Raw genomic sequence first — 8,277 nt, 5'->3', positions numbered from 1 at the left:
CGACGGCACGCTGACGCTGATCATGTCGTGGTCTGGATGATCAGCGTCAGCGTGCCGTCGCCATCGATGTTGGCGGCGACGACCTGCGAGGAATTCAGCCCGTTCGCATGCAGCACCGATACCGCCTCGGGCGAGGCATCGATCGATTTCTGCAGCCTGGCTAGGTCCGTGGCGGTTGTCCTGGTGACCACGGCTTCGGCCTGGACCTTGATCTCCGCGGGCAGGTCCTCCATCGCCACCACCACGACGTTGGTAACGGTTTGGCCGGAACTTCCCGGATCGGGTTGCACCTGGTCGAGCCGACGTTGTTCAGCCGGGGGCAGAACCTGGGGCGGTTGCGGATCGGCGCGTTGAGCCGAGACCGGCTGCGCCAGGGCAAGGGTCGAAAGAGCGAGCATCATCGTCAATGTCCGCATCGTCGTTCCTTCCATGTATCGAAGTCTGACGACACAACCCCTCCGCCCGGCGATGGTTCCGGCCAAGAGGGCAAGTGACGGTAAACGTCGGCGGGCGACGGCCGGACATCTCACACAGCCAACACTGACAGCGCAGCAGCCTGCAGGCGTTCGAACGCGGCAAAGCGCCTGTCGTGGCAGGCAGCGAGCGCGGCGTTCGGCGAATAGACCTCGCCCACCTCCGACATCGCCGCCATGGCCGCGGGAAGGTTGAAGTAGCGCCCGGCGGCGACCGCGCCGAGCATCGCTGAGCCGAGCAGCACCGGCTCGGGGGACGTTGGCGCGTAGACCACCTTGCCGGTGGAGTCGGCGATGAGCTGCCGCACGAGCGGGCTCTGCCCTGCGCCGCCGCTGATGGCGATCGTATCGATGTTGATGCCGCGGCCATGCATGGCGGCCAGGATCTGGCGGGCGCCATAGCCGAGGCCGCAGAGGCCGGCGACATAGAGCGCGACGAGACTGTCGGCCCCGGTCGCCATGTCCAAGCCGGCGACCAGTCCGCGCGCGTCGGGATTGGCCAAGGGGGCACGATTGCCTAGAAATTCGGGAACGACATGCAAGCCGCCGACCAGTCTGTCCGCCTTCGCCGCACCGCCATGCCGCTCCGCCTCCTGCGCCAGCCACTGGCTGAGGTTCTGGCCGCCTCGCGCCGCGATCCCGGCCAGCTCGACGGCGGCGGGGTGCATGCCGACCAGGCGATCGATGGCGGCGCCCGCGGCCGACTGGCCGCCTTCGTTCAGCCACAGCCCCGGCACCATCGCGGAGAAATAGGGCCCCCACACGCCCGGCACGAAAGCCGCCTGCTCGGTCGTCGTCATGGTGCAGGCCGAAGTGCCGAAGACATAGGCCATGCGCGTGGTCACATCGCCGGCGCCGCCGCGCGCGCCGACCGAGCCGATGCCGCCGGCATGCGCATCGATCATGCCGGCGGCGACCGGCGTTCCGGGCAAAAGGCCAAGCTCGGCCGCCGCCTTGCTCCTCAAGCCGTCGGGCAGCGCGCTCCCCGGCGCCACGACCTCGGTGCCGATCCGGGCAAATTCCTCATCCGCGAGCGCGCCGAGCCCGACCTTGCGAAAATAGCCATCATCCCAGCGTGCCTCGTGCGCGAGATAGGTCCATTTGCAAGTCACCGTGCAGGTCGAGCGCGCCAGGCTGCCGGTGGCGCGCCAGGTGAGGAAATCGGCGAGATCCATGAACTGCCATGCCGCGGCGAAGGTCCGCGGCATGTTCTCGGCGAGCCATAAGAGCTTCGGGGTTTCCATCTCGGGCGAGATTGTGCCGCCGACATAGCGCAGCACGTCCTCGCCGGTGCCGTTGATCCTGCGCGCCTGCTCGGTGGCGCGGTGGTCCATCCAGACGATGATGTTGCGCTCGGGATCCCCTGACGGGCTGACCGTCAGCGGCTCGCCACCCGGCCCCAGAACGACAAGCGAGCAGGTGGCGTCGAAGCCGATGCCATGCACCGACTGCGCCGAGATGCCGGCAAGCGACACCGCCTCGCGGACGGTCGTAGCAACGGCGCGCCAGATGTCATTACTCGATTGCTCGACGATATGGCCTTCGGCATGCCAGGTGGCGATGTCGGCCTTGGCGGACGCAAGCATGGCGCCCGCTTCGTCGAAGACGCCCGCGCGGGCACTGCCGGTGCCGATGTCGATGCCGATGAAATGACTGCTCATGACTTCAGATCCTTCGCCCGATCCGTTCGGTTGCTATAGGTCATTGCTTTGCGGCAGGATGACAAGGTCGCGGACGGTGATGTCACCTTCGTTCCCTATCGGTGTTGCCGTTCCGGCTAGCGGCGCAGGCAAAGCTTTGCCTTGCCGCGCACGTTTGCCCATGCCAATTCGACGCCGCTGCTTGTCGTGCCGGCTGGCTAGGCCGCTTTCGCCAGGTTGATGTTGTGCAGTGTCAGCCGCCGGAAATGCGAGGGCGTCATGCCCTTTTCGGCGAGAAACTGCCGGTTGAAGTTGGAAAGGGTGTTGTAGCCGACCTCGAAGCAGATGCTGGTGATCGAAGCCTGCTCGTCGCTCATCAGCATCTGGCAGGCCAGGTTGATGCGCAGCCGCTTCACATACTGAACCAGCGTCATACCGGTGTGCTGGCGGAAGGAGCGGGAGAATACACTGGGCGACTGGCCGGCGATGGCGGCCAGGTCCGTCTCGCTGAAGGGCTGGGTCAGGTTCTCGCGCAGATAGGCAAGCGCCTTGTTGATGCCGGCCGACATATAGCCCGACGGATCGGGCAGGTAGCTCGCGCTGGCCAGCATGCGCGCGCCTTCGGCGCGGCTGAGCAGACCCATTATCATCATGAACAGTTCGATGCGGCGCACGCCTTGCGAATTCATGATCTCTTCCATCAGCGGGCCAAGCTGCTTGCTGGTCTGGCGGCTGAACAGCACGCCGCGGCGCGAGGCTTCGAGCACCGGCGTCAGCGCCGCGAGCTCGGGGAAGGTGTTGATGGCGCCGTCGATAAAGCCTTCATTGAACTGGATGATGCGGCAGCGCAGCGGCACCGTCGCGTCCTTCGGCACATCGCTCACCCAGTTGTGCGGCAGGTTGGGGCCGGTCAGCACCAGATTGCCCGGCTCGAACTCGCCGATGAAGTCGCCGACGAAATAGCGGCCGCGGGTGGCGACGATGAGATGCAGTTCGTATTCCGGATGGAAATGCCAGCGCACCGTGCGGAACGGGTAACCGTGCGACCAGGCAGTGAAAGACTCGCCCGGCCTGATCTGCACAACTTCAAGATCGGGTTTCATCGCTGCTCCTCCCGTATTGAAGCCAAGGCGCGTCCCCTCTACGACGCGCCGTCCGGTTTCGGCCTCATGTCAGCCAAGCTACCGAGCCGACAAGATCTTCGCCACCATGTTCGCGTCACTCCATTGGTACTTTTTTGACTATTCTGAGCCTCCACGCCGCTGAGCGGCGCCTCAAACGACGCCGCGTTCCTCGCTCCTTATGCGGAAGGCATCGACGGCGATCGCAAGCAGGATCATCGCGCCGCCGATCATCTGAATGTAATAGGCCGAGACGTTGATGAGCTGCAGGCCGGTCTGGATGACGGTGATGAGCAGCGTGCCGCCGAGCATGCCGATGACGCGGCCGCGGCCGCCGAACAGCGAAACGCCGCCGATGACGGGTGCTGCCACGGCATAGAGCAGCGTCGTGCTGCCGACGGTCACGCTGACGCCGCCGAGATAGGAGGTGTAGAGGAAGCCGGCCACTCCAGCGAGGAAGCCGGAAGCGCTGAAGGCGCCAAGCCTCGCGCGCTTGACGTTGATGCCTGCGGCATTCGCCGCCCGGCGGTTGCCGCCGGTGGCATAGAGGTTGCGACCCCAGGCCGAATAAGCAAGCACGACATGCGCCAGGAGATAGGCGACGAAGAGGGCGATCGGCATTACCGGCCAGCTGCCGATGGTGGCGCTGCCAATGTAGCTGTAGCCTTCATCGGTCACCACCATGGTGCGGGCCTGGGTGGCGCCGAGCACCGCGCCTTGCAGAAAAAGCCCCATGGCCAGCGTCGCGATCAGCGAATTCATGCGCAAATAGGCGACGAAGTAGCCGTTGAGCAGACCGACGAGCACCCCGGCAACGATGGTGATGAGCACGGCCAGCGTCCAGTGGACGCCGAACTGCTGCATGGCATAGGCGCCGATCATGCTCGAGAAGACCAGATTGCCGACCACCGAGAGATCGATCTCGCCGATCAGAAGCGTGAAGGAGACCGCCAGCACCAGCACGCCCAGCGTGGTCGCCTGCACCAGCACGTTCTGCAGATTGCCTTCCGAAAGGAAGAAGGGATTGAGGAAGCCGGCGAGGATGCTGAACACGATGATCAGGATCCAGACCACATTGTCGAGAAGGAATTTCTTGCTGGTCATGTCCGATACTGCCCCTGTCATCGCGCCGCTCTCGCTTCGGCGATCGCATCGATGGTGATCTCGGCGCCGCGCAGCATCCGCGCGATCCGACCCTTGGAGAAGATCACCACGCGGTCGACGAGGCGCTGCATCTCTTCCGGGTCCTGCGCGAGCAGAAGCACGCTAACGCCCTTCTTCGTCGCATCGTCGATCAGGCGGTGGATCTGCTCCTTGGCGGCGACATCGACGCCGACGGTCGGTTCGTCGAGCAGAAGCAATCTCGGCTTGCGTTCCAGCAGCCGGCCAAGCAGCACCTTCTGCTGATTGCCGCCAGACAACTCGCCGATCTCCTGGGCGCCGCTGCCCATGACGATCTCCATGGCGCCGCGCGCCTCGCGCATGCGGCGGTTCATGCCGGCGCCGCTCACCAGCCAGCCGAGCGATAGCGGCCAATTGCCGAGGTTGAGGTTCTCGGTCACCGACATCGAGCCGACCAGGCCTTCGCCGATGCGGTCATGCGTGAGGTAGGCAATGCCCGAGCCGAGGCTCTGCCCCGGCGAGCCGAGACGCGCTTCCCGGCCATCGATCAGGACGGCACCGGCCTCGATGGGCAGCAGGCCGCCCAGCGCCCGCATCAATTCCTGCGGCCCTTCGCCGAGCAGGCCGACGAGGCCGACGATCTCGCCGTGGCCGATCGCAAGATCGACCGGGCCGCCGCCGGAAAAGGATAGCCCGCTGAGCTCGATGGCCGCGCCATGATCCTTGCGGGCGCGGTGGAATTCGGCGACGTCGGCGCCGGTGATGACGCGCGCCATGGCCTCGGCCGAAGGCTCCGCCGCTTTGCCGCTGGCGGTCACCTTGCCGTCGCGCAGCACCGTGTATTCCGAACAGAGCTGGCGCACCTCGTCGTTGTGGTGCGAGATGTAGATGAAAGACGTGCCCCGTTGGGTAAGGCTCTCGACCCATTCCAGCAGATGCAGCCGCTCGGCCGCCGCAAGGCCTGCGGTCGGCTCGTCGAGGATGATCAGCGAGGCTTCGGCCGCGACCGCCTTGATGATGGCGAGCCTGCGCCTGTCGCTGGCGCCGAGGTCGCCGGCGCGCCGCCTCGGATCGACCGGCATGCCGTGGCTTTCGAGCTGGCGCACCGCCAGGCGGCGGAGCGCGGACCAGTCGGTCAAGCCGTAGCGTCTCGGCAGATCCGGCAGCAGAAGATTTTCGCCGATCGAGAGGTCTTCGAAGATCTCCGAATGCTGCGACAGAAGGTGGAGCCCGCGCTTCTTGCGCGCCGTCAACGGCAGAGCCGACACGTCCTCCCCATTCAACAGGATGGTGCCACTGTCGAGACGCAACAGCCCGGCGATGATGTTGGACAGCGTCGATTTGCCAGCGCCGTTCTTGCCGAGCAGGCCATGGATCGCGCCCCGCGACACGCTCAGCGAGACGCCGTCCAACACCGCAAGCGGGCCGAAGCGCTTGAAGACATTGTCGACGGTCAGAACAGCGTTGGCACCGTCCTGCGCAAGGCTATCGGGCACGATTGTGCCGTCGGCGTTGACCATTGGGATAACCGGCAATCTCGAAATGAGGTGAGAACGCGATGGGCGCGTTCTCACCCGCCTCGTCGGCTGCGATCTCAGCCGGCGTTCTGCTGCATCTTCCACACCTGGGTCACGACATTGGCCCAGTGGCGCGGGTCGTCGGCATTTTCCTTGGTGAGGAAGTAGGGCGGGATGGTGAGCAGCGGGCCGGACGGGCTGTCGGCGATCGTGCCCTTCTCCCAAAAATACTTCTTGTTTTCGTAAGGTCCGGTCGGAACCGGCTTGCCCTTCAGCGTGTACTCTTCCAGCAGGTCGACGACGATCTCGACATAGGCGATCGGGTCCTGTGCGATGTCGGCGTCGATCTCGCCGGCCTTCACCCATTCCAGCGCATTCGGCGAGGCATCGATGCTGGTCAGGATGATGTGCTTCTCATGGCCGACCGGAAACAGCCGTTTCTGCGTTTCGAGTGCCTTGCGGGCATCAACGACGAAGATGTCGGTCGGCATGTGGATGGCGTCGAGGTCCGGCCGCTCGCGCAGCGTCGCCGAGACCACGGCGAGCGCCTGCTCATGCTGGTTGCTCTGCGGCCGCGAGATGATCTCGATGTCGGGATATTTGCTCTTAAGCGTGTCCTCGAAACCGTCTTTGCGGTCGCGCAGCGCCACGGCGGTCAGCGAGCCGTAATTGTTGAGCACGCTGCCCTTCGGCGAGCCGTGCTTCTTGGTGAGCAGCTCGGCGGTCTTCTCCGCCGCCATGACGCCCGACTGCTTGTTGTCGAAGGTCACCGAAGCGGCTACCTCTCCGCCGGTAAGCACGGTGTCGACCATGCCGAGCGGCACGCCGAGCGACTTCGCCTTCTTGCTCAGTGGGATGAGCAGCTCCGAATCCAGCGCGTCGGAAATGAGGTAGCGCGGCTTCTGCAAGAGCAGGCTGTTCCAGTCGTTGACCTGCGCGTTGGCATCGCCATTGGCGTCCTTGCCGACGAATTCCAGGCCGAGGCTTTCGACCTTGCGCTTCAGCGCCTCCTGCAGCACGACGAAGAAGAAGAAGCCGAGATAGCCGGTCTCCCAAGCCACAACCTTGGAGGTCGTGCCTTGCGCCGCGGCGCGCTCGCCGCCCGCCAGCAACAGGCCGCCGGCAGTGGCTGCCGCGCCCTGCAAAAGCGCGCGGCGGTTCAATGTTAAGCTCTTGGTCTCGCAACCCATGTCTCGCTCCCTGAAATGGTTGGAATCTTTGCCGGTAGAGCTTTCCACCAAGCCCGCCCGGCGGGGCACTCAGCCCCAAACATCCCCCGGAACGTTTCCTCCCCCGGACGATCTGATCAGGCTAGGCGCGCGCTATCCGGCCAGCCACCACGTTCCGGGGCGGGTGTTAGTACTTTTTTGATTCCGCTAGTGAAAGCCGAGGCCGCGATTACGACTGCGCTACAACATGCTCGACCTCCGGCGCGTTGCATTCGGAGTCAAAAATCTATGTGTCGCGGAAAGCGCAACCGGTAGCTCGCGCCGCAAGCCGCGACTATCTGTCTGGCGGAGGGCCGCGCGTCGAAACCGAAGGGATGGAGAGAATGAAGCACTGGATCGGAACCTGGAGCGCAAGCCCGATGAACGTCTGGCCGGGAGACGCCGTGCTCTATGGCTTCCACCGGCAGACGGTACGCCAAGTCGTGCGCGTCAGCACCGGCGGTGAGAGGTTGCGATTGAGGCTGTCCAACGAATATGGCGCCTCGCCGATTCGGATCGGCGCCGCGACCGTCGCGCTTGCCGCGAAAGACGGCGCGGTCGACGCCGGCAGCATCCGGCAGGTGACGTTCGGCGGCGAACGGCAGACCGATCTAGCGCCCGGCGCGCCGCTGCTCAGCGATGTTGTGGACCTAGCGGTTCCCGATCTCGGGCAGATCGCGATCAGCCTCTATTTCCCCGATTTCGCTCCGATCGAGACCTATCACTACGAGGCGCAGCAGACCGCCTACATCTCCGAAATCGGCGACTTCGCCGGCGCAGCCGAACTGCCGGTGCAGCAGACCTCGACCAGCCGCTATTTCCTCAGCGCCGTGCTGGTCGAGAGCGGGCCGGACAGCGGCTCTCTGGTTTGTCTCGGCGATTCCATTACCGACGGCTTCGGCTCGACCGTCGACGGCAATGCGCGCTGGCCGGACCGGCTGGCGGAGCGGTTTGCGAAAAGCGGCCGGCTGTCAGGCATCGGCGTCCTCAACCAGGGGATCGGCGGCAACCGCGTGCTTGCCAGCCGCGCCCGCGGCGCCAACGCGCTCGCCCGCTTCGACCGCGACGTTCTGGGCTTTCCCAACGTCCGATGGGTCTCGGTGCTGGAAGGCATCAACGACATCGGCTGGCCGGAAACCATGCTTGCCGGTCGCCAGGAGGCCGTCGCCGTCGAAAGCCTGATCGCGGCTTACCGG

At 65.1% G+C, this 8,277-nt stretch carries 7 protein-coding genes; 1 reads left to right on the top strand and 6 read right to left on the bottom strand.

Annotation, left to right across the window (positions count from 1 at the left end; genetic code table 11):
• Window positions 1-20: 20 nt before the first annotated feature.
• From EOA49_RS28395 to EOA49_RS28370, 6 genes are all read right to left on the bottom strand, one after another.
• On the bottom strand, window positions 21-401 hold the full coding sequence (locus EOA49_RS28395; RefSeq protein WP_245460825.1) for a hypothetical protein: 381 nt from the start codon (window positions 399-401) through the stop codon (window positions 21-23).
• A gap of 125 nt (window positions 402-526) precedes the next feature.
• Window positions 527-2,134 (bottom strand): FGGY-family carbohydrate kinase, encoded by a 1,608-nt coding sequence (locus tag EOA49_RS28390; RefSeq protein ID WP_127243487.1) that lies wholly within the window; start codon window positions 2,132-2,134, stop codon window positions 527-529.
• A 197-nt stretch (window positions 2,135-2,331) separates the two neighbouring features.
• On the bottom strand, window positions 2,332-3,216 hold the full coding sequence (locus tag EOA49_RS28385; protein WP_067003926.1) for an AraC family transcriptional regulator: 885 nt from the start codon (window positions 3,214-3,216) through the stop codon (window positions 2,332-2,334).
• A gap of 171 nt (window positions 3,217-3,387) precedes the next feature.
• Window positions 3,388-4,338, bottom strand: a complete 951-nt coding sequence (locus tag EOA49_RS28380) for an ABC transporter permease (RefSeq protein WP_164746842.1) — start codon at window positions 4,336-4,338, stop codon at window positions 3,388-3,390.
• 17 nt (window positions 4,339-4,355) lie between these two features.
• Complete coding sequence (locus EOA49_RS28375) at window positions 4,356-5,876, bottom strand: sugar ABC transporter ATP-binding protein (RefSeq protein ID WP_164746843.1); 1,521 nt, start codon at window positions 5,874-5,876, stop codon at window positions 4,356-4,358.
• A gap of 74 nt (window positions 5,877-5,950) precedes the next feature.
• The gene (locus EOA49_RS28370; protein WP_095800530.1) at window positions 5,951-7,063 is read right to left on the bottom strand and encodes a sugar ABC transporter substrate-binding protein; all 1,113 of its coding nucleotides are present in this window, start codon (window positions 7,061-7,063) and stop codon (window positions 5,951-5,953) included.
• A gap of 362 nt (window positions 7,064-7,425) precedes the next feature.
• On the opposite strand from EOA49_RS28370, the gene EOA49_RS28365 reads away from it, so the two are divergent.
• Window positions 7,426-8,277 (top strand): GDSL-type esterase/lipase family protein (locus tag EOA49_RS28365; RefSeq protein WP_245460824.1); only part of this gene is annotated, 852 nt, incomplete at its 3' end.

The organism is Mesorhizobium sp. M1A.F.Ca.IN.020.04.1.1 (assembly GCF_003997315.1).
Taxonomy (GTDB): domain Bacteria; phylum Pseudomonadota; class Alphaproteobacteria; order Rhizobiales; family Rhizobiaceae; genus Mesorhizobium.
Note: the sequence above shows the minus strand (reverse complement) of the source record. Positions and strands in the feature narration are given on the sequence as shown.

Bases quoted from the DNA above. Each gene is read 5' to 3' on its own strand.
- EOA49_RS28395 (WP_245460825.1), bottom strand. From the start codon at position 401: ATGATGCTCGCTCTTTCGACCCTTGCCCTGGCGCAGCCGGTCTCGGCT.
- EOA49_RS28390 (WP_127243487.1), bottom strand. From the start codon at position 2,134: ATGAGCAGTCATTTCATCGGCATCGACATCGGCACCGGCAGTGCCCGC.
- EOA49_RS28385 (WP_067003926.1), bottom strand. From the start codon at position 3,216: ATGAAACCCGATCTTGAAGTTGTGCAGATCAGGCCGGGCGAGTCTTTC.
- EOA49_RS28380 (WP_164746842.1), bottom strand. From the start codon at position 4,338: ATGACCAGCAAGAAATTCCTTCTCGACAATGTGGTCTGGATCCTGATC.
- EOA49_RS28375 (WP_164746843.1), bottom strand. From the start codon at position 5,876: ATGGTCAACGCCGACGGCACAATCGTGCCCGATAGCCTTGCGCAGGAC.
- EOA49_RS28370 (WP_095800530.1), bottom strand. From the start codon at position 7,063: ATGGGTTGCGAGACCAAGAGCTTAACATTGAACCGCCGCGCGCTTTTG.